The organism is Domibacillus antri (assembly GCF_001936625.1).
Classification (GTDB): Bacteria; Bacillota; Bacilli; order Bacillales; family Domibacillaceae; genus Domibacillus; species Domibacillus antri.
The window spans coordinates 1-22234 of the sequence record NZ_MSDU01000007.1; the positions used below are offsets into that span (position 1 = coordinate 1).

Annotated in this window: 17 protein-coding genes and 1 pseudogene; 10 read left to right on the forward strand and 8 right to left on the reverse strand. The window is 44.4% G+C overall.

Annotated elements, in window-relative coordinates:
• Positions 1-191 precede the first annotated feature (191 nt).
• The 4 genes from BTO30_RS03690 (at position 192) to BTO30_RS03705 (ending at position 5566) form a co-directional block, all read left to right on the forward strand.
• Positions 192-1667, forward strand: coding sequence for a protein adenylyltransferase SelO (locus tag BTO30_RS03690; protein ID WP_075397426.1), 1476 nt, complete (start codon positions 192-194; stop codon positions 1665-1667).
• A 352-nt stretch (positions 1668-2019) separates the two neighbouring features.
• Complete coding sequence (locus BTO30_RS03695; protein ID WP_143331905.1) at positions 2020-2994, forward strand: TAXI family TRAP transporter solute-binding subunit; 975 nt, start codon at positions 2020-2022, stop codon at positions 2992-2994.
• Positions 2995-3090: 96 nt separating this feature from the next.
• Positions 3091-3621, forward strand: a complete 531-nt coding sequence (locus tag BTO30_RS03700; protein WP_075397373.1) for a DUF1850 domain-containing protein — start codon at positions 3091-3093, stop codon at positions 3619-3621.
• Positions 3611-5566, forward strand: a complete 1956-nt coding sequence (locus BTO30_RS03705) for a TRAP transporter permease (protein ID WP_075397374.1) — start codon at positions 3611-3613, stop codon at positions 5564-5566. The genes BTO30_RS03700 and BTO30_RS03705 overlap by 11 nt, the downstream gene beginning before the upstream one ends.
• A 268-nt stretch (positions 5567-5834) precedes the next feature.
• Here BTO30_RS03705 and BTO30_RS03710 read toward each other — a convergent pair whose 3' ends face one another.
• The 6 genes from BTO30_RS03710 to BTO30_RS03735 are packed head-to-tail and all read right to left on the reverse strand — an operon-like array spanning position 5835 to position 11673.
• Entirely contained in the window at positions 5835-6602 is a 768-nt protein-coding gene (locus BTO30_RS03710) for an SDR family oxidoreductase (protein WP_075397375.1), read from the reverse strand.
• A 15-nt stretch (positions 6603-6617) separates the two neighbouring features.
• Positions 6618-7631, reverse strand: a complete 1014-nt coding sequence (locus BTO30_RS03715) for an ABC transporter substrate-binding protein (protein ID WP_075397376.1) — start codon at positions 7629-7631, stop codon at positions 6618-6620.
• A complete protein-coding gene (locus BTO30_RS03720; protein WP_075397377.1) occupies positions 7628-8383 on the reverse strand; it encodes an ABC transporter permease in 756 nt (251 codons plus the stop codon). Before BTO30_RS03720 ends, BTO30_RS03715 begins: the two co-directional genes overlap by 4 nt.
• On the reverse strand, positions 8380-9126 hold the full coding sequence (locus BTO30_RS03725) for an ABC transporter ATP-binding protein (protein ID WP_075397378.1): 747 nt from the start codon (positions 9124-9126) through the stop codon (positions 8380-8382). Before BTO30_RS03725 ends, BTO30_RS03720 begins: the two co-directional genes overlap by 4 nt.
• 10 nt (positions 9127-9136) lie before the next feature.
• On the reverse strand, positions 9137-10588 hold the full coding sequence (locus BTO30_RS03730; RefSeq protein ID WP_075397379.1) for an acyl-CoA reductase: 1452 nt from the start codon (positions 10586-10588) through the stop codon (positions 9137-9139).
• Positions 10585-11673, reverse strand: a complete 1089-nt coding sequence (locus BTO30_RS03735; RefSeq protein WP_075397427.1) for a LuxE/PaaK family acyltransferase — start codon at positions 11671-11673, stop codon at positions 10585-10587. The genes BTO30_RS03730 and BTO30_RS03735 overlap by 4 nt, the downstream gene beginning before the upstream one ends.
• A gap of 394 nt (positions 11674-12067) precedes the next feature.
• Here BTO30_RS03735 and BTO30_RS03740 point away from each other — a divergent pair, with 394 nt between their 5' ends.
• On the forward strand, positions 12068-14842 hold the full coding sequence (locus tag BTO30_RS03740; RefSeq protein WP_075397380.1) for an EAL domain-containing protein: 2775 nt from the start codon (positions 12068-12070) through the stop codon (positions 14840-14842).
• 94 nt (positions 14843-14936) lie between these two features.
• Here BTO30_RS03740 and BTO30_RS03745 read toward each other — a convergent pair whose 3' ends face one another.
• The gene (locus BTO30_RS03745; RefSeq protein ID WP_075397381.1) at positions 14937-17270 is read right to left on the reverse strand and encodes a transporter substrate-binding protein; all 2334 of its coding nucleotides are present in this window, start codon (positions 17268-17270) and stop codon (positions 14937-14939) included.
• Between the two features lie 287 nt (positions 17271-17557).
• On the opposite strand from BTO30_RS03745, the gene BTO30_RS03750 reads away from it, so the two are divergent.
• The 3 genes and pseudogenes from BTO30_RS03750 (at position 17558) to BTO30_RS03760 (ending at position 20395) form a co-directional block, all read left to right on the forward strand.
• On the forward strand, positions 17558-18604 hold the full coding sequence (locus tag BTO30_RS03750; RefSeq protein WP_075397382.1) for an aliphatic amidase: 1047 nt from the start codon (positions 17558-17560) through the stop codon (positions 18602-18604).
• Positions 18605-18675: 71 nt separating this feature from the next.
• A complete protein-coding gene (locus tag BTO30_RS03755; RefSeq protein WP_075397383.1) occupies positions 18676-19785 on the forward strand; it encodes an AAA family ATPase in 1110 nt (369 codons plus the stop codon).
• 2 nt (positions 19786-19787) lie between these two features.
• A pseudogene (locus BTO30_RS03760) lies at positions 19788-20395 on the forward strand (AmiS/UreI family transporter).
• Between the two features lie 230 nt (positions 20396-20625).
• On the opposite strand, the gene BTO30_RS03765 reads toward BTO30_RS03760, so the two are convergent.
• Positions 20626-20781, reverse strand: a complete 156-nt coding sequence (locus BTO30_RS03765; protein ID WP_075397384.1) for a DUF2639 domain-containing protein — start codon at positions 20779-20781, stop codon at positions 20626-20628.
• A 307-nt stretch (positions 20782-21088) separates the two neighbouring features.
• Between BTO30_RS03765 and BTO30_RS03770 the strand changes: the two genes are divergently transcribed.
• The gene (locus BTO30_RS03770) at positions 21089-21481 is read left to right on the forward strand and encodes a hypothetical protein (RefSeq protein ID WP_075397385.1); all 393 of its coding nucleotides are present in this window, start codon (positions 21089-21091) and stop codon (positions 21479-21481) included.
• Between the two features lie 75 nt (positions 21482-21556).
• Entirely contained in the window at positions 21557-22225 is a 669-nt protein-coding gene (locus tag BTO30_RS03775; RefSeq protein WP_075397386.1) for a thermonuclease family protein, read from the forward strand.
• Positions 22226-22234: the final 9 nt, after the last annotated feature.

The window sequence follows — 22234 nt, forward strand, 5'->3', positions numbered from 1 at the left end:
GAGATTATTTTTACTGAACAACATAATTAGCTCTTGAAGCAGGAAATGAAGTCAGTGACTGCATTTCCTGTCTTTTTTTATTCCTTTGTTTATCTACAGACTGGGCATAATATAGTATGATGCGTATTAAGTACTCAAAAGAGAGGGTTATTGACAACAAAGAAAAAGCTAAAAGCAGAAAAGGGGATATGATGACGAAGAGAAAAGAAGCAATAGAAGCGGGATGGAACTTAGACAACAGTTATGCACGTCTTCCGAAAGCCTTTTTTTCAAGCCTTAACCCAGCTCCTGTAAGCTCACCGAAGTTGATCATTTTCAATTCTCGGCTGGCAGCATCCTTGGGGTTAAACGACGAGGCGCTGCAAAACAGTGATGGCGAAGCGATATTTGCCGGCAACCGGATTCCCGACGGTGCATTGCCTCTTGCGCAAGCTTACGCGGGGCATCAGTTTGGGCATTTTACGATGTTAGGGGACGGCCGGGCTGTGCTGCTTGGCGAGCAGATTACGCCCGCAGGTGAGCGGGTTGATATACAGCTGAAAGGGGCAGGCAGAACGCCATTTTCCCGTGGGGGCGATGGGCGGGCGGCACTTGGACCGATGCTGCGCGAATACATTATCAGCGAAGCGATGCATGCACTTCGTATACCGACCACCCGCAGTCTGGCGGTGGTGACAACGGGTGAGTCCGTCTTTCGCGAAACAGAATTTCCGGGTGCCATTTTGACTCGCGTCGCGTCCAGTCATCTGCGCGTTGGCACCTTTCAATACGCGGCAAAATGGGGCGCAGTAGAGGAACTGAGGGCTCTGGCTGACTATACAATAAAGCGCCATTATCCAGACGTTGAAGCGGATGAGAATCGATATTTTTCGCTTCTTCAGGAAGTGGTCAAGCGTCAGGCCTCACTCGTTGCCAAATGGCAGCTGACCGGCTTTATACACGGAGTGATGAACACCGACAACATGACGATTAGCGGTGAAACCATTGATTATGGTCCTTGCGCTTTCATGGACGTTTATGATCCGGCAACAGTATTTAGCTCTATTGACATTCAAGGCCGCTATGCCTATGGCAATCAGCCGTCTATTGCCGGGTGGAATCTCGCTCGATTTGCTGAAACGCTATTGCCGCTGCTACATGACAATCAGGAACAGGCTGTTCAATTTGCCCAGGATGCGATTTCAGGTTTTCCAGAGCTCTACCGCCGTCATTGGCTCGCTGGAATGAGAGCGAAACTTGGGCTATTTAACGAGGAGCAGCAAGATGAAACGCTTATTGAAGACCTCCTTAGCATGATGCAGAAATATCGTGCGGACTATACCAATACTTTCCGTGCACTCACTTTTGATAGACTCGAGGATACCGTCCTGTGTGGAACGAAGGAATTTGGTCAGTGGCATGAGCGGTGGCAGGCGAGACTGGGCAGGCAGCAGGAACCGAAAGCCTCCTCGCAAAAGTGGATGCAAGACAGCAATCCTGCGCTAATTCCTCGCAACCACCGGGTAGAAGAGGCATTAGACGCCGCAGTGAAACAAGGAGACTACAGCGTGATGGAGCGGCTTCTTGATGCTCTTTCAAGTCCCTATGCGCACACCTCTGAACAGGATGATTACGCCAAACTACCTGAGCCATCAGCTATACCTTACCGAACATTTTGCGGTACCTAATACAAAAGCGTTCGAACAGCTGACGAATATCTTTCTAACCAGCTGTCTGGACATGTGAAGCTTAACATTGGTACAATAAATGATTAAAGCAGAGAAAAGCCCATTGGCAATCGTCTCTGCTTTTTTATCGTTAGGCAAGGAAGTATAGTAACAGTAAATTATGAGTGAATTTACCGTCATCATTCCTATTTTCAAGAAAAATGCACAGTAAATATCATGAAGATTCATATGACAATGGAAAAATAACAATAATTTCACAATTATAGGCAAATATATGGTATTATATAATTTGAATAGTTTGAATATTTTAAAAGGGGGAGTTACGTTGAGGCAAAAAAAGTTTCTGATTCCGATGGTTGTATTGTTGGTGTTTTCGATGGTGCTTGCTGCATGCGGCAGTGAACCGGAAGAGAATGCCGGAGACAATGACGGGGAAGGCGGCGCTGATCGACCGGAATTCCTCAGCATCGTAACGGGCGGAACAGGAGGTACATACTATCCTCTTGGCGGTGCATTTGCGGAAATTATTTCGGATGAAACAGGTATTCAGGTAAACGCTGAAGTATCCGGTGCATCGGCTGAGAACATGAACACATTGCGTGATGGCAATGCGGAGATTGCCTTTTCTCAAACAGACATCGCTTCTTATGCGAAAGAAGGTACATTAATGTTTGAAGGGGACCAGATCGACAATGTCAGTGCCATCGGGACACTCTATCCTGAAACGATCCAGATTGTAACGACAGCAAAATCCGGCATTACTTCAGTCGAAGATTTAAAAGGCAAAAAGGTATCCGTTGGAGCGCCCGGCTCAGGAACAAACCCGAACGCGGAGCAGATTCTTGAAGTACATGGAATGACATTTGATGATATCGAGAAGCAGGATCTCTCCTTTGACGAGTCCACTGCAGGCATTCAGGATGGCACGATTGATGCGGCATTCGTTACAGCCGGTACGCCTACCGGTGCTGTAGAAGGTCTTTCGGCAACAGAAGAAATCGTGATTGTTCCGATTGAACAGGACAAAATTGATGCGTTAATTGAGAAATATCCATACTATATTCAGGATGAAGTCCCTGCCGGCACATACAAACTGGCAGACGCTGTTTCAACCGTAGCTGTTCAGGCGATGCTTGTGGTTTCAAATGACCTTTCTGAAGATGTTGTTTACGACATTACAAAAGCTATTTTTGAAAACACCGATAAAGTGACGCATGCGAAGGGAGAGTTAATAAAAGCAGAGAATGCCGTGAATGGTGTAGGAATTGATATCCATCCGGGCGCTCAGAAATATTATAAGGAAAAAGGCATAGAGGCTGCTGAGTAGTTCTCTTTTATAAAATAAGGCCGGCTGTCAACCTGATTAGGGGATGTGCGCCGGCCCTATTTTTTAGCAAAGAACCGCATTTGGGTGGGGTTTGATATGAAAGAAAAAATAACAAGGAAATGGCTATTGGTATTGGCACCTATTATCATGACATGCATTGCCCTCCTATTTTTCATCCCGTTTACAAAGGTTTTAGTTTTTCAATATGTAAATACGGAAAACGTGCTGGCCTACCTTCCATTGACAAAGAATAACTCATTTAAAATAAAGTATACTCATTCCATTCATCTGTCGGATGTGGTAGAAAGCTATCACATCACTCAAGATGGGCAGATCGTGCAAGATGAGCTGATGTATGAAGATTTTGCGGTCGGTATGCCGGAAAACGCTTTGGATGGAGAAATATTCGAACAAAAGGATGGGAAATATTTCATGAAAAATATGAACCGTATTTTTCCATCCTTTGACTTAAGGATCGGAAAAGTCAGGGCGAATCATACGGTGATTTTCAGAGAGAAAGAGTATCCCCTTTCTCTCTACATAGAACCGGGGACACTGGTTCATATAAAAGCGGAAAAGTTAAATGCGCTGCAGCTATTGAAAGGAGTGAATATCCTTGAGCAATAAGGAGGAAACGTTATCTCTGGAAGAACAGCAGAAGCTATTGGAGAAATATGATCCTGAGGCTAGAACGAGAAAACTGACGGGATTCATGGGCTGGATTGTCTTCATTGGTTTATTATCATTTTCGTTATTCCATCTTTATACGGCGATCTTCGGCATGTTAACGGCGCAGCTGCAGCGCTCGGTCCATTTAGGCTTTGCGCTGGCGCTTATTTTCTTATTGTTTCCAGCAAGAAAAAAAGAGCGGGGGCACCAAACAAAAGTTGCCTGGTACGACATCGTTCTGGCTATTTTAGGTGTAGCAGCGGGGGCGTATTGGCCGCTTATGATTGACGAGATTGTCATGCGGGCGGGCCGTCTGACCGAGCTGGACTTTTATGCAGGATTAATGGCAATTATTTTAGTGTTGGAAGCAACCCGCCGTACGGTTGGACTGCCTATCACGATTATCGCCGGTTTGTTTATGGTATATGCTCTTTATGGGCCTTACATGCCAGGATTCCTTGCTCATAGAGGGCTGGATTTAGAGCGTCTTGTGCAAACAATGTTTTTTACTACAGAAGGGATTCTTGGCACGCCATTAGGGGTTTCATCCACATTTATCTTTCTGTTCCTTCTCTTTGGTTCCTTCCTCGTTAAAACAGGTGTAGGTCAGTATTTTAATGATCTGGCTGTTTCAATCGCAGGAAAACGAATAGGGGGCCCGGCAAAAGTGGCGATTTTCTCCAGTGCGTTACAAGGAACAATCAGTGGAAGCTCTGTTGCCAATGTTGTGACATCCGGTGCATTTACAATTCCAATGATGAAAAAGCTTGGCTACAAGAAAGAATTTGCCGGAGCGGTAGAAGCTTCTGCTTCAACCGGGGGCCAGCTTATGCCGCCGATCATGGGAGCCGCGGCCTTCCTCATGGTTGAGTTCATAGGAGGCGGCATCACCTATTGGGATATAGCCAAAGCAGCCGCTATACCGGCCTTGCTTTACTTTGCCGGTATTTGGATAATGACGCACTTTGAAGCAAAGCGTCTGGGGCTTCGCGGATTAAAAGATGAAGAAATGCCAGATCGGAAAGAAGTACTGAAGAATATATATCTTCTGTTACCTATACTGGCCATCATTATTTTGTTAATGACGGGAATGAGTGTGATACGTGCGGCGCTATGGTCCATCGTCATTACGATTGCAGCAAGCGCAGTACGAAAGGAAACTCGTATGGGATTCAGGGATTTTATTGATGCTTTAGTAGACGGGGCAAGGACCGCATTGGGAGTAGCAGCGGCTACAGCGGCAGCAGGTATTATTGTCGGAGTCGTCACGAAAACCGGCCTTGGGTTAAAAATGGCAAATGGCCTGCTTGATTTGGCAGGCGGGTATTTAATCCCGACCTTAGTGCTGACAATGGTGGCGGCGCTCATTCTGGGGATGGGATCACCCACAACAGCCAACTATGTCATTACTTCAACGATTGCGGCGCCGGCCATCATCTTGTTAGGCGTACCTGATTTATCAGCTCACCTTTTCGTATTCTACTTCGGTATTATTGCGGATATCACACCACCCGTTGCGCTGGCCGCTTTTGCAGCAGCAGGGGTAGCCGGCGGAGAACCGATCAAAACAGGTGTAAACTCGTCTAAACTCGCGATTGCCGCTTTTATCATTCCATATATGTTTGTTCTCTCACCGGAGCTATTGATGATTGATACAACGTGGTATTATTTAATCTGGGTGGTATTTACGGCATTAGCCGGAATGACGGCGATCGGAGCGGGGGTCATCGGGTATTGGTTCCGCAAGCTGAACGGAATCGAACGAGTAATCGGTATGGTCGGGGGAGTATGTCTGATCTATCCGGAAGGCATCACAGATATGATCGGATTGGGATTATTCATTCTGCTGATTGTCTTACAATTCGTTTATAAACGTAATGATTCTGTGAAGCAGGCTATATAAAAAAAGGGAATGTTTCAAAGGTTCATTGAAACATTCCCTTCCTTCATTTCTATAGCCGGATTTATTGTTATGAAGGCCGGATTTTCTGATTTTGGGCCGGAATGTTTGCTCTAAAGGCCGGATTTTTGGTAATCCGGCCTTTAGGATACAGAATCCGGCCGAAAAATGGATAAATCGGCCTAAATGGTGTAGAATCCGGCCATCCAGCCGCAAATTATGGGACAGCCACTTTGCTGTTTTCTGAAAAAACAGAATGAATCTTGAAAGGCTACATGATGAATCCGCCGTCCACAAATAATGTCTGTCCGGTCATAAATCGGCTCCAGTCGGATGCAAGGAATAACACAGGTCCTGCAATGTCTTCAGGCCGTGCAATTCTGCGAAGCGGAGTCTGGGCAATGATCATTTCTTTCATTTCTTCTTTTGTGTACTGGCTGGCGCTTGTCGGATAAACAAGGCCGGGTGCGACGCAGTTGACTCGAATCCCGAAAGGACCAAGCTCTGCCGCCAGATTACGGCTGTAGCCCATCAGCGCGGTTTTGGCGGTATTGTATTCGTGATAAGGGACAATGGGTCTCTCCACTAAATTACTGATCACATTAACAATGTTTCCGCTGCTTTGCTTTTTCATCAACGGAAGAACCGCCTGACATATATAATGGGTAGAACGAAGCGCCCCGTCCAGTTGATCCTGATAATCCTCCCATTTCAATTCCCAGAGCAATTTCCGCGTATCGGGATTAAATACATATGGCTTAAACGCATTGTTGACCACCACGTCAATTCGGCCCATTTCCAGCGATATTTGTTCGATCATTCCATGAACTGCGGCTTCCGACGTGACATCTGCCTGAAGGGACCAGCCGTCTCCGCCTGCTTCCCGGCAGGATGAGGCAACTTTTTCAGCCCCTTCTTTGTTTTGAAGATAATTGATGACGACAGCCGCTCCTTCTTGCGCGAAAGCGAGTGCAATGGCAGCGCCAATTCCGCGGCTGGCCCCTGTGACAAGGACGACTTTTCCTTGAAATTTTCCCATATTGCCGGCCCCCCGTTATTTTTTAGGAAGAAGCTCCTCTGTGACAACTCCGTCCAATTGAAGGCGGTTTTTAATTAAGCCAAGCTGCTGATACGTATCCGCTCCTTGCTGAAGGATGCCGCTATCAAGAGCGCCTAATCCGCGCTCTTCTGTTAAAGATGAAACACTTGAGGCATTGCGGAGTTTAATGATTTCCGCATTCAGCTCTTCATTTTTTCCGTCAATGGCATATTCTTTTGCTAAAGAAGCCGCTTCTTCAGGATGTTCAATCATCCATTGTGCACTGTTTTGATACGCTTGTAAAAATTTCTTTAATTCTTCTTTTTTCTTCTCAAATGTTTCCTCTGTCACAACAAAAACATCGCTCGGGACATTCAGCGAATCTTTTACTTCGAGGACATTGACGTCACCTAAGCCTTTTTGTTTCCCAGCTGCCAGTCCTGTATCGGTTGCGGCAGTCGCATCTACCTGCCCCTGCATTAACGGAGCAAAATTGGAAATGCCTGTTTCAACAATCGTGACATCTTTTTCAGAAAGGCCGGCTTGATTCAGCATGACGAGCAGGTTTTGACGGGTGCCGCTTGATAAGCTGTAAACACCAATCGTTTTTCCTTTTAAATCTTCCGGTTTCGTAATATTTTTTTCCTTCAAGGAAACGATATTAAACACGTTTTGGGGATACACGTTATAAATGACTTTCAGCTTTTCTCCTTTATCGAGTGCGAAATAAAGAGATCCGGGATCGGTAAAGGCGATATCCGCTTGTCCGGACAAAATATTTTTAATGGCATCCCCGCCGCCGGCTCCGGGAATAATCGTGACATCTAATCCCTGATCTTGAAAGAAGCCTTTTTCTTCTTCTACTAATAAGTTTGTCTGCTCTGTAATCGGCTGGCTCCAGCTTGCTAGACGGAGGTTTTCGTTTTCTGCCGGTTCCGCTGTTTCCCTTTTTTCTTCTGTGTTTCCGCACGCTGTTAGAAAGACAGACGCGCAAATGAGTAATAGTGTCACGAAATGTTTCGCTTTCATTTTTTTGTCTCCTTCATGTATGGTTTTAACCATCTTTTTTCCAGTATTGTAATCACTTGATAAAGCAGCATGCCGATGAAGGTGAGTAACAGCAAAGAGGCAAACATGAGCGGGGTGTCCATCATTCCCTGTGAAGCGATGATCACCGCGCCCAATCCTTCGCTGCCCCCGATAAATTCACCGACGACGGCACCGACAACGGCGAGAACGACCGCCACTCGGAGACCGGCCAAAATGCCTGGCAGGCCGGCCGGGATTTTTAAATGAATCAATGTCTGCCATCGGCTCGCTTTTAGCATTCGAAACAGGTCTGCTTTTTGTTTATCCACATGCTGAATAGCCGTAACGGTATTTTCTAGCAGAGGGAAAAAACAAATTAACGCTGTAATCACGACTTTAGACGTTATATCAAAGCCGAACCAGAGAATAAATAAGGGAGCCAGCGCCAGTTTAGGAACGGCTTGACTGGCAATGACATAAGGGAACAGCAGCTTTCGTAAAAATTCGCTTTCCCCCATTAAAATGCCGATGATAAATCCAAACAGGCCGCCGAAAAACAACCCGAGCAGAATTTCAGTTGTCGTCCGAATGATATGAGGCATAAAATAGCCGCTTTGGATGCCGTCTAAAAGAGTTATAAAGATGACAGAAGGAGCCGGCAAGACAAGCTCCGACATGCTGCCTGCTATCATTTCCCATGAAACAAGCAGGAGAATCAACAGCAGAAAGGAATAAAATTTGACATGTTTCATGATGGTTCTCCGCTCATTATTTGACGTAATTGTAAACAAAGCTCATTAAAATAAGGGTCATACCTCATCTTCATCGTACGCGGTTTTGCCAAATTCACATCTTCAGCGTGAATAATGCGTCCTTGATCCATGACAGCGACACGATCGGATAAGTAGACCGCTTCTGCAATATCATGCGTAATAAAGAGGACGGTTGTGTTGTGCAGCTGGCAAATTTTTAAAAGGTCATCCTGTAATTCTTCTCTTGTAATGGCATCGAGCGCTGCGAATGGTTCATCCAAAAAGAGCATAGATGGGTGTTGGATAAGCGCTCTGGCTAACGCTACCCGGCTCTGCTGTCCTCCCGACAGCTGGGCCGGGTAGCGGTTAAGGTGTTCGGACAGCCCGATCAGCTCTAATATAGAAGCTGCATGTTCCCGGTCTTCGCCGGTCAGCTTTCGTCTAAGCGAAAGAGGGAGCAGTACGTTATCCATGACGGTTTTCCATTCCAATAATGTAGGAGATTGAAAAACAAATCCGCATTCATGAGACGGTTCGGTCATTTCTTTTCCATGCAGATAGATGTGTCCCGAATCGGGCTTGAGTAACCCGGCTGCCAGTTTTAACAGGGTGGTCTTTCCGCAGCCGCTTTTGCCTAATAAACAATGAAAGCCGCCTTTTTCAATTTCCCAGTTGATGCCGTGCAGGATCGGCTCTTTTCCTTGATAGCCATACGTCCCATCTTTAATCGTTAAAAAGCTCATGCTCCACCTCCTAATCAATGTAAGGGGCAAATTGTTCACTGGCTTCTTTTGCGCTCGATTCGATATCGACCATCGTCACTAAATCCAGCAAATTAAAGCGCCCGTCATGATGCCAGCCCGCTTCAGGGGATGTCATTGAACCTAAAGCGGTGATTCGGGTTACGCCTATTTTCCCAAGCTGCTCTGCCCATTTGAACAATTCTTCCGGATTTGCGGCGATGCCGGCTGTCTGGAGAAAAGTCCGGTGCGGGGCAATGACCGGCAAAATGTCGTCTATTTTGTTGAACGGCATCACTTTGATGACCCGGTTTAAACAGCTGGGCGCAAAGTGAATATCGCTCTCTTCATAGACAACCGTCCAATCACCGGTTTGATTTCCCAGCACTTCATTATGAGGATGGGTAAAAAGGTTCATCTCTTCTTTTTGCCGCCATGTGGATAATGAAACGGATTCCTCTATTGAAAGGCCGCGGCGCGGATATGTTGTTTGAAAGTTTTCCAGCTCATGAGCCATAAATCGCGCAAATTCTCTTGGAGACACATTGCCGCCGTCTTGAACATAAAAAATGTGCGGTGAATAGCATCCTTGTTGATCAAACCGAATGACATCCAGCGCCGCCCGGTGAACAGACTGCCACGCTTTTCTCGTATCAAGGCTTGATTGAGAGACCATGCCAAAGCTGATTTTATGGCCGAATGGCAGGAAGCGGGTTGTAACCGGCATCCGGCTTTGAAGTGACTGCAGCGATTCATTGCCTCCATACCCGACCACCACATCCGATTGTGTAAAGATGGACCGCTCCCGCTCTTCATCGCCGCCTTTCCACCAAACAACAGCGAAGCAGTCGGCTAATTTCGGTTCGATTTCTACTAATAAATGAGCAAACCAGCCTGAAAACAGCGGCTCGCTGCTGGGAACTTTTCCGATATTTCCCGCCTTGACAAGCAGGCCCGAGATCAAGCTCCATAAAGGAAGAGCCGGCACATTCCCGGACCAAATATGCGTGATCAGCTCCGGGCCCATTGCCTTTGAAAAACCGCCTTTCACACGGGGCTGAAAGTCGTCCAGCATGAAGGGGTTGCCTAAATCCTCAACAAGAAAGCGCTGAAGCTCATGCTTTCGAAAGGTTTTTAAATAGGATGTCAGGCCGAGCCGGATGATTTCCGCATCATAGCCCGTGACAATGGGTAAAATCGTTTCAGCTTTTTGACGATGCGGCGAGCTCCGATCCAGAAGCCTGGCGATGGCTTGGTCGATGATATGAACAATGTCCGAAACAGAAAAGGACTTGAAAGTTTCCGTACTGGCTTTTTTCACCTTTTCAATGACCTTATCCATTTGTTCGCGGTTAAGAAGCGGGATTTCGACTTCGACTGCTGCCTCTTTTCCTTGAAATGATAAGGTCTTTATTTCGAACTCTTCCACGCCTATATCGGGAAGATAACCGGCGCGTTCCTTCATTCTGAAAGCCCCTTTGCTCCATTTAAAAATTCTTCTGCTGCAATTGAACAGCCTTTTGCTTCCGTTCCTTGCACTCTTCCTAAGAGCAGGAATCCGTGATCCAGCTCGACACCGACATCTTCTGTCAAAATGGTCGTAACGGAGTTGGCATTGCCTAAATCACAGTGGACGAGCACACCGCGTTCCCCCTTAGGCACCTCATTGCCTGTTAAAGGGTTAATAACGCGGGTGCGTATCCAGTGCGGACCGGATTTAACGGACGGGATCTGTTCATTTCCATCATCGTAAAATTGTGTACTAAGCTCGGTCATGCCGTACATATTGATACAATTTGACCGCTTTACACCGAGAGCGTCGGAGAGCAGGCGGTAAAAATCCGTTAAGGACAGTTCTTTTGATTGGTTTTTAAAACCGCCTGTATCAAGGATCCTGCTGCCTTTTGGCAAAGCAAATGTTTTGCCCATTCTTTCTAATTCTTCGAGCATATGAACAAAGCTAAAGCTAGCGCCTAAAAGGGCATATGGCTCACCTGTTTCTTCAGCACGGCGCAGTTCCTCCAGCAAGCGCTCTATATCGATGCCGCTGTCATTCATAAGATAGTGGCTGCCGTCTGTGCCAAACTCGTTCACAGCAAGCGCCAAGTAATGGGCCAGTGATGAATTAGGCATCGTCTGCTCGGTGGGAAAGAGTATTCCCATGCGGATTTTTTCTGTCTTTTTCATAAACCGCTCTTTGAAGTTTGCGATCATCGATTGATCAAAAAGCTGCAAATCCGGATGATAATGCTTTCCTTTAATGCCTTGTGTCGTTCCGCTCGTCATAAAAATCGCAGCCGCTTTTTCCGAATCTGTACAGCTTAGTGTGACTTCCTTAAATGCATTGATCGGAACAGGGGGGATATCCCGCCATGTTTTCACCATTCTTGGTGTTTTCCCTTTTTGCATACAAAATGTCCGGTAGGGCAGATTGGATTGATATTGATACGAATATAAACGCAAAGCCATTTCATTAAAATCCGTTTCTTCAGAACGGTCCTTTTGTATAAATTGAGCAACTTGCTGCACGATGTCCTGATGTGGTTTCATTTTTTCCCGTCCTTTCGTAAAAAAATAAAAAACACTTTGCGCAAGCAAAGTGTAAATAATAAATATCTTTCATCACTTTCCCTGCGCTGGCATTACCCAACAGGTTATAACGGTCTACGGCAGATTAGCCGTACTCTCAGCCTGATTCCACAGACCCCCGGGGATTCTATTCGACAAAAGTCTACTCCTTATTAAAATAGAATGCAATAGATTTGTCACACATATCTGATTTTTGTTACGAAGGATACGAAGGGATTGAAACCTTAATTGTTGTTTTTTCGACAATGTTCGACATTTTTCGAAAAATATATATTGCTTTCACATATTGGCCTATATATGATAGGTTTAATCATTTTTATCTTTTATATTGGATGATGAGGAAGGCGGTATTTTAATGGAACCTCTTCAACTGTCTTATCAAGCGGATATCGTCGTTTTATCGATCTTCATTGCCGTCATTGGTGCGTATACGTCTTTAGAATTAATGCATCGGTTTACTTCAGCGGAGCATAATCGCCTTTTCTGGTTAACAGGCAGTTCTGTAATGCTGGGGATTAGTGTGTGGGCTATGCATTTTACCGGGATGCTTTCATTTCATTCCGTTCATCAATACGATGCAGGCTTAACATTTGTTTCGCTGCTCGCATCGATTTCAAGCATAACGATTGCTTTTTTCTTTTTTTATAAACAAAAGGAAAGAAAGCGGAAATTCATACAGAGCGGCGCGATAATGGGTCTTGGTGTTATCACCATGCATTATATCGGAATGAATACCATGAATCTCGTATTCACCGTACACTATCAGGTCCCGCTTGTCATTTTATCGGTGATCTACGCGATTGCTTTATCCACTCTTTTTCTTTTTTTATGGGAACGCCTTCAATATGAAAAATATCAAACGATTATGATGAAGACAGGGGCGGCTGTTTTATTCGGATTGGCGATTTCATCGATCCATTATGTAGGTATGTTTGCGGTGAAACTTCAACCGAACTACCTGGCCGAACATGTGCTGGAAATGAATCAAAATTCATTAGTCATGGCTGTAGCAGCGGTCGTTTTTCTCTTGGCTGGAACGGGTCTTGTCGTCTCTCATAAGACCAAAACAGAAGCTGAACGGAACGCGCACCGTCAAGAACTTCAGTATCTGTCTCTGTTTAAGCATAATACAGATGGAATCTTTATTTTTAATAAAGATGGGATGGTTTTGAATGCGAATGCAGCAGCTGAAGCTTTAACAGGATATACGCTGGAAGAGTTAAAAGGGACGACATTTAATGCTTATATTCATCCGGATGACCATTCTTTTGTTTCAATGGTTTTTGATAAATCGTTAGAAGGGACGCCGTATGAATTTCAAGTACGGATTCATCATAAAGACGGGCACGAACTTTCTTTGCAGGTCAAAATGGTCCCGATGCTTTTAGAAGGCCGCATTGACGGGGTGCATACCATTGTCAAAGATATTACAAATCGGCTGAAGATTGAGAAACAGTTAAAGGAAAAAGAGGAGCAGTACCGGTTAATTGCCGAAAACTCGTCCGATTTGATCCGGATTGTCGAAGTAGACGGTACTGTGAGCTATGCTTCTCCTTCGCATCAGCATGTTTTAGGCTATTCGCCAGATGAGCTGGTTGGAAAGCGGTATGATGCCATTGTTCATCCGGATGATCGGGAAAATTTAAAGAAAAAATATGCTTATCATTTCCAGGAAAAAAAAAGCGCCATTGTGGAGTACCGATCTTGGCATAAAGAAGGCTACTGGATATGGATTGAAGCCCATAGTTCTCCGATCATGAATGATGGAGTGATGTCGCATTTTGTTGTCACCGCCCGGGAAATTACGGAACGTAAACAGTATGAAGAAAAGTTGGAAAAAATGGCCTTTTATGATGTATTAACGGGCATTCCAAACCGGCGGTTATTTTATGACCGGCTCTCGCAAACCATTACAAAAGCAAAGAGGAATAACGGGGAACTTGCGCTTTTTTATTTAGATTGCGACCGGTTCAAATGGGTCAATGATACGTATGGGCACGATACCGGCGATCTGCTGTTGAAGGGGTTTGTGGAAAGAGTGCAAAAATGCATTCGGGAAACCGACACATTAGCCCGCTTCGGCGGGGATGAATTCGCGATTCTGTTGGACGGTTTTGACACCGTTCAAGATGTCGGGCGCATTGCGGATCGAATTATTCAAAACATACAGGTTCCGTGGAATCTCAATGGACATGAATTCATCACGACGTCTTCCATCGGCATTGCCCTTTTTCCGAATGATGGATTGGATATGGATACACTGCTGGCCCATGCTGATCAAGCCTTGTATCAGTCAAAAGAAAAAGGCCGGAATATGTATCATTTCTTTACTGACGAACTGGCGACACAGATTACAAGAACAATGGAAATAGAAGAAGGATTGAGGCAAGCTGTTTCCAAAGAACATTTTCATTTAGTTTATCAGCCGCAAATGAATATTCAAGAAGGCAGGCAGGCCGGAGTAGAGGCTTTATTGAGGTATACCCATCCGCAAATCGGTATGATTCCTCCATTGGAATTTATTCCTCTATGTGAAAAAAACGGCATTATGAATGAAGTGACAGAATGGGTTATAAGAGAAGCCTTTAAACAGCAAAAAGAGTGGGAAAAAGCCGGATATGGACAAATATCCATTGTTATTAACATTTCTTCATCTGTGATTGAAGACCAGCTGTTTCCCGAAACGGTTCAGCAATATATGGACGAGTTTGAAATACGTCCGGGTACAATGGAATTTGAATTGACAGAAGCTACGCTGGTGAACAATATAGATCAAGTGTATTCTTTCATGCATAAAATGAAAGAACTGGGCATCGGTATTTCGTTTGATGATGCCGGGGTAGGCTATTCGTCTTTCAAAAATTTGAAGGACATGCCGATTGACAAATTGAAGATTGACCGTTCCTATATAATGGACATTCCTTTGAAGGAAAAGGACCGGGCCATCATAGAAAGCCTATTATCGCTTGCCGTCCGTTTAGGATTCGATGTCGTATGTGAAGGCGTCGAAACAAAAGAACAGCTCATATACCTTCAAGAGAAAGGCTGTAAATTCGTACAAGGTTACTATTATAGTGAACCGCTCACAAAAGAAAAGATTGAAACGGCCTGGTTAAACCAAAACATATAATAATATAGACGGGCTATGTACTGTCAAAATAAACACATCCCTTTATCCGCTGTGCTTCGTCTGATAAGGGATGTGTTTTGTTTTTAAAAATTTTTTATTTAAATGAGCCGTTTTTTAATCCATATGTTTTTAATTTTCGGTATAGTGTACTTCGCGAGATCCCTAAATGTTCTGCGGCGCCGCTCATGCTGTCTATTTTATTTATGGCTTCTTCAATCAGCTGCTTTTCGGCATCCTGCAGAGACTGAGGTCCATTGTTGCTGCGGGATGGACCGTTAAACATCAATTCGGCGGGGAAATGCTCTTTGCCAATAAAGTCGCTGTTCATAGCGAGAATAAACGCCCGCTCAATAATGTTTTTCAATTCGCGTATATTGCCGGGCCACTGGTATGTTTGTAATAAATGCAAGGCGTCACTCGCTATTTGTACCGGCCCTTTTCCGTAGTACAAGTGAAAATGGCGGGCAAATTGTTCCGCCAGCTGAGGAAGATCTTCCATTCGTTTTCGCAGCGGCGGAATGGTAATAGATAGTACATGGAGCCGGTAATATAAATCAGATCGGAAGGACCCTTGATAGGCAATTTCTTCTTTCAGGCTTTTGTTTGTGGCGGCAATGATCCGGACATTAATAGGGCGTTCTGTATGTTCGCCGAGCCTCGTTACTTTTCGTGATTCCAGAACGCGAAGGAGAGACACCTGCAAATCGAGCGGCATATCGCCGATTTCATCGAGAAAAAGCGTCCCGCCATCGGCTGCTTCAAATTTTCCGGGCTGACCGCCTTTTTTGGCGCCCGTAAACGCTCCGTCTGTAAACCCGAACAATTCGCTTGCGATCAGTTCCCGCGGGATCGCTCCCGCATTAATGGCGATAAAAGGACCGTTCTTTCGATGGCTCTCTTTATGAATCGCATGGGCCATCACTTCTTTTCCGGAGCCGGTTTCCCCGAAAATCAATACATTTGCATCCGATTCAGCAGCGCCCCTTGCGACCTTTAATTCGTTTTGAAAGACCGGATTTCGGGTATGAATGTTATGAAATGTTACGACTGCTTTCTTTTCATCATCTGATTGAGCCAAATCCTTTTTCGGCTTCAGAATAATCACTTTATTCATTTTGAATACATCAAGGTCAATCGAATGGTACATATATTGCATCTTCAGATCTTCTATCATTTCTTCCGTAAACAAATGACCGATATGAAGGCGGAGTTCTTTTGCCGCACTTGGGTTGGTGTAAATGACTTCCTGTTCATCATTGATGACGATCACCATTTCATCGCTTACTTGTGCCCATCCTTGTACGGCTTTTTTCCAATTCAGCTGCTCCAGCTCAAAAAAATTCGCCTTTTTTTTGAAATAAGGGAAAGCTTGAACAGCGCCTTTGGAGTCCCATACAATCGAAAACTGGCCGGAGCTGTCAATTTTTCCGATGCGGACAGGCCGGGATAAATGCTGGCTGTTCTTTTCAATTTTTACCGGCCCGCATGGTGTGTGAAAGGTTTTCTCTCTTAACGAGAGCAGTACATTTTTATAGTCGAAGGCAGCATCGTTTTTCAATTCATCGAGCAGCATCTTGACACCGAGATAGGTATTGAACATTAAGGAAGAGACGACAATCTCCTCTCCAAAACGGCTCTTCATTTTAGCGGTAAATGCATGGTTCTCAGGCGAATCAATCGACTGAAAATAACTTCCTCCGCCATAATGGCCCGCGCAGTATTTTTCTCCTATGGCTTTAATTTCTGTTTCTTTCGTGATCGGGCTGAAAATCGGCAGTTTCTTCGGATTCAGACCAAGCCGATAAAATGTCCGGTAAAAGGGAATTAAGCTGTCACCGACGATTGTGGAGAAAATGGCATCCGCTTTGCTGTTTATAATCGTTTGACATTCTTCTGTAAATTGTGAATGACCGAATGGATAATAGTGTTCTCCGGCTACTTTTCCATTTAATGATTTAATATATTTTTTCACTTGCTTATTTGTTTCTCTTGGATAAATGTAGTCATTGCCGATTAAATAAATATTTGGGCCGACGTTTTCGATTATGAATTTCATCATCGTATCGACTTGCTGGTTCGGAACTTCTCCTGTGTAAAGGACATGCGGATGTGTTTCGTGGCCTTCGTATAAAGCGGGATAGAGAAGAAGGCATCCATATTTTTCAAGGACAGGCAAAATCGCTTTTCGGCAGGCGGATGTGTAGGTGCCGATAAAAATACGCACACCCTCCTTTGCGAGTGCTTCCGCTTGTTTTCGGGTTTCTGCCGGATCGGATTGAATGTCGCGAATGATCAATTGAATGAGGTCCTGTTTATGAATGGTATTGGCGTTATGTTCATCTAATGCAAAAATAGAGGCGTCAAATATGGCTTTTTCTGTAAAAGCTGTCGTGCCGGTTAACGAGAATAATAAGCCGATCGTATGCATTATGTTCCTCCTTCCGTTGTCAGTCTCAAAATAAGACAGTGTGTCAAAATGAGACAAACAATGTACAAGGTTTAGTATACACAATTTTAATAATTCTGAAAACTTAATGCTAGTTGAATTGTGTCAATTTGACACAATCAATTTTGTCGAAAAAACGAGAAATCCCGTAAAATAGGCTTTTTTCATCATTGGCACGCTAGTTGCAATAGTAACAGTAATCCCGGACAATCCATACCGTTAGCGGATTTTCATGGGCAGACATTAAAATTGAAGGGAGACAGGATGAGATGAGACATGGAGACATTAGCAGCAGCAAAGACACGGTAGGGGTAGCAGTCGTCAATTACAAAATGCCGCGGCTTCATACGAAAGAAGAAGTGCTGGAAAACTGCCGCAATATCAGTGATATGATTATCGGAATGAAAAAAGGGCTTCCCGGTATGGATCTCGTTGTATTTCCGGAGTACAGCACACAAGGAATTATGTACGATGAACAGGAAATGAATGAAACCGCTACGACGATACCGGGACCGGAAACGGACATTTTTGCCGAAGCGTGCCGTAAAGCGAATGTTTGGGGCGTGTTTTCCGTAACGGGGGAACGTCATGAAGATCATCCGGTTAAAACGCCGTATAACACGCTGATCTTAATGAACAACCGCGGGGAAATTGTTCAAAAATATCGGAAAATACTTCCATGGAACCCGATCGAAGCCTGGTATCCCGGCGATACAACCCATGTCGCTGAAGGCCCTAAAGGAATGAAAATCAGCTTAATTATCTGTGATGACGGCAACTATCCGGAAATTTGGCGTGATTGTGCCATGAAAGGCGCGGAACTCATTGTCCGATGCCAGGGGTATATGTATCCGGCTAAAGAGCAGCAAATTATGGTGGCGAAAACGATGGCCTGGATGAACACATCGTATGTGGCCGTGGCAAATGCGAGCGGATTTGATGGCGTCTATTCATTTTTCGGCCATTCAAGCCTGATCGGATTCGACGGCAGTGTTCTCGGAGCTTGCGGAACAGAAGAAAACGGCATTCAGTATGCGGAAATGTCGATTTCTCAAATTCGTGATGCCCGTCAAAACTGGCAGTCGCAAAACCATTTATTTAAGCTTCTTCACCGCGGCTATACGGGCACGATTAAATCAGGCGACGGCGATAAAGGGGTAGCGGAGTGTCCATTTGATTTTTACCGTACGTGGGTAATGGACGCGGAGCAGGCAAGGGAAAACGTAGAAAAAATTACGCGCCGGACTGTCGGAACAGCAGAATGTCCGATCGAAGGAATTCCGCACGAAGAAATAGAGCAGGAAGCCGGAAAATAAGATAAAAAATGTTATGGAGGCACGCCATCTGGTCTGCCTCCATTCCTATACTTGCGTGAGGAGGAAGCTGTATGCCTTTTATCACTGACCGGATGCGGACGCAGGAGGACAAGCTGGAAAAAAGTAAAATGCCAGGTGATGAGCAAGAGGAAAGAAAAGTGAAAAATAACCGCAGCCGCTTTGTGTTCCAAACGGAGCCGATTGTGGAAAAATTGCGGAATACCATTTTTGGGCAGGATGAAATGATTGATCAAATTGAAGATTTACTCCGGGTTGTCCATGTTGATATTACAGAACAGCACCGGCCGCTTTATGTTGCCCTTTTTTTAGGTCCGACCGGTGTAGGAAAAACAGAAACCGTCCGGATTCTGGCCCAGTCCATTTACGGCGACAGGGAAGCGTTATGCAGAATCGATATGAATACGCTCGTGCAGGAACACTATTCCGCCGCCATTACAGGAGCGCCTCCCGGGTACGTCGGAAGCAAAGAAGGCAACACGTTATTTGACGAAGATAAAATTAAAGGATCGTTCAGCAAGCCCGGTATTGTTTTATTCGATGAAATTGAAAAGGCGGACAACACGGTTATTCAGTCGCTTTTGAACGTCATGGATAATGGACGGCTTTTAATTGCATCAGGAGACCATACCATTGATTTCCGGAATTCAATGATTTTTATGACAAGCAATCTCGGATCAAAAGAAATCATCGAATTTTCAAATCGTCATTTTAAAGCGAAATTAAAAAAGCTTTTTTATCGGATAAAGCTGGGGAACTGGTCGGGAGCGGATCATGCGATACTGAATAAGATCATCAAAAAGCAGCTGGAGCAAAAATTCAGTCCTGAATTTCTGAATCGGATTGACGATATCCTCGTGTTTAACTTTATTAATGATCAATCGGTTCATTCCATTATTGACAAATTGACAGCTGAAATGAATAAGCGTCTTGAAAAACATCAAGTTGAACTAGCGTTAACGGCGGAGGCAAAAAATTTTTTAATGAAAAACGGTTATGACAAGCAGTATGGCGTGCGGGCGCTTAAACGCGCTGTCCGAAAGCATCTGGAAATTCCTCTCGCCGGTCTGTTGGAACAAGCCCATCATGAGGAGAAAGTATATTACACAGTTTCTGCTGATGGACAACAACTGACCTTTCATCCAGTCGAAAAGGGGGAATAGCGATGTCAAATGGCGGTCTATTATACGTTAGGGCCGTTTTATTTATAAATGGGTTAATACTGATTGGAAAAGTGGAGCCGATAAGCGCCGGCATCTTCAATTTGTTTATCGGCGGACTGCAGGTGTTTACGCCTCTTTTTTTGATTGTGACAGCAGACGGGGAACAGTGGGCGGTTTTTCAGGCGTCGGGCATATTTCTTTTTGGATTTACGTATTTGTATGTTGGGATCGCCAACTTAATGAACGCCGATTCAAGCGGGATCGGCTATTACTCACTGTGGGTGTCGATTCTAGCGGTCGGTTATTCTTTTGTCAACTTTCTTATTTTCAAGATGTTAAGTTTGGTATCATCTGGCTGTTCTGGTCTTTTTTATGGGCGTTATTTTACCTTCTTCTTGCAAAGAAAAAGGATATTGCGGTCTTTACGGGATGGGTCGCCATTATACAATCCTGGGTAACGGCCGCCATTCCCGCCTTTTTATTGCTCATTGATTATTGGCAGCACATATCCGTTTTGGCAGCCACCGCGTTTTACCTCATTGTGATCGTGTTGTTTTTGTTAATCTATATAAGGCAGCACCATTCCGCGAAAAAAGTAAGGCTCAGTTAAGGATTTTTCGAGAGATGAAAATGGATAGAGAGATTTTGAAGATAAAAACGAATCGACATTCATCATCGATTCGTTTTTATCTTTGACGTGTATACGAATAGCTATTCCGGCACAGCAGCTGGAATCCATTTTCTTTTGCTTTAAACCAGAAAGGATTTTATGATGCATATTCAAGAAAAGCAGCTTAATCAGCTTCATTTATATAAATTCGCTGACTTAAAAAGATTGAATTAATCCGTTTTTGTGTTCTTTTCAGCCAGGTAATAATAATGGTTATGCAAAATATGCGTTTTCAATGTTTCTATCTTTTTCCCTTCAATTCTCGACACGCTAAATTCATTTTTTAATTTTTTTACATACCATCCTTTTGAACCTATATGAGCCATGCAAATCCCCCCCCGTTCTTTCTTCATCATATGCGGGTAGAGCGCTCCTGCGTTCACTGGAACGGAATCGGATTTTTAAGGTTAGGGATATGTCTTGCGTTCAAATTGAGCTGTATGGATCTGACATATGAAAGAATGTTTTCTGTATATGATGAGTACACTGGAAGGCTGAATGAAAGTAATGATATCTTTAAATAGGATGCACAATAAGGTTCTATAGCATTTTTGTAAAAGCGAAAGGGACGAAAAGGGAATTGATGATCTTATGGCGAAATAATGTATAGGACAGGAAAAAGGAGGGCTGCAAATGGACAAATTAGCGGTAAAAGAGCAGGTGCTTCTTGCGTATTATGTGCAGTATTATTTAAAAAACACGCCGGATACAATGTACGAGCTGCACGAGCAGATGAGTGAAAATATGGAGCCGGCGGTGTATGAAATTGCTATGAATGATTTGTTTGATAAAGGGCTTATCAACGGACTTGAAAAAATTCGTTTGTATGATGAAACGGATGGACAGATCATTAAGCCGATGATTACAAATGAAGGCATTTTGTACATTAATAATGTGCTTGGCATCCAGCCGTATGCAAGTGATGGCAGCAAACTGACGTATGTGAAAAACAGCCTGGCAACGAGCAATCTTGAGCTTACGATTCCGGTAATTGCGGAATATTTAGAAGAATCTGTTGAACAATAACCGTCTTTTTTAAGGCGGTTTTTTTATTGGATCAGATGATAAAATGGAAACAGGAACGAAAGGAATGAAGAGACTATGATGAAGAGATACAAATTTTTGTCAGCGGTCATTATCAGCAGTCTTCTTTTTTTATCCGCCTGCACCGTGCAGGAAGTGAGTGAATTTCTTGAAGTAACGGATGATGTGCTGACAGCGATTGAACAAGAACAGGGAGAAACGGATTCAGCAAGTGAGGAAGAACCGGTTAATGGATCAACCAATCTTTTAAAGTCGAAAGGGACGATGGAGCCCATTCCTGCCAAGCTTGTCAGACCAGTCGATGGTGATACTGCCGTGTTTGCATTTGATGCGGATGCAGATGGGAAAGAGGAAGAGTACAGTGCGCGGTTCTTGTTGATTGATACGCCGGAGACCCGCCATCCTCAGCTTGGAAAACAGCCGCTTGGTAATGAGGCAAAGGAACGGACAGAAGAATTATTGGCAAGCGGCAGTATTACGCTTGAATTTGATGTTGGCCAGCGTCTGGATAAGTATGATCGAATTCTCGTATATGTATATGTTGACGGAAAAAGTGTACAGGAAATACTTTTGGAGGAAGGATTGGCGCGGGTTGCCTATGTGTATCCGCCAAATACGCGCTATCTGGACGAATTTGAAGCAAAGGAAAGCATTGCAAAAAAGAAAGAGATTGGCGTATGGGCGATGGATGGTTATGTGACGGAACGCGGATTTAATTCGAATTGATGAGGGGGC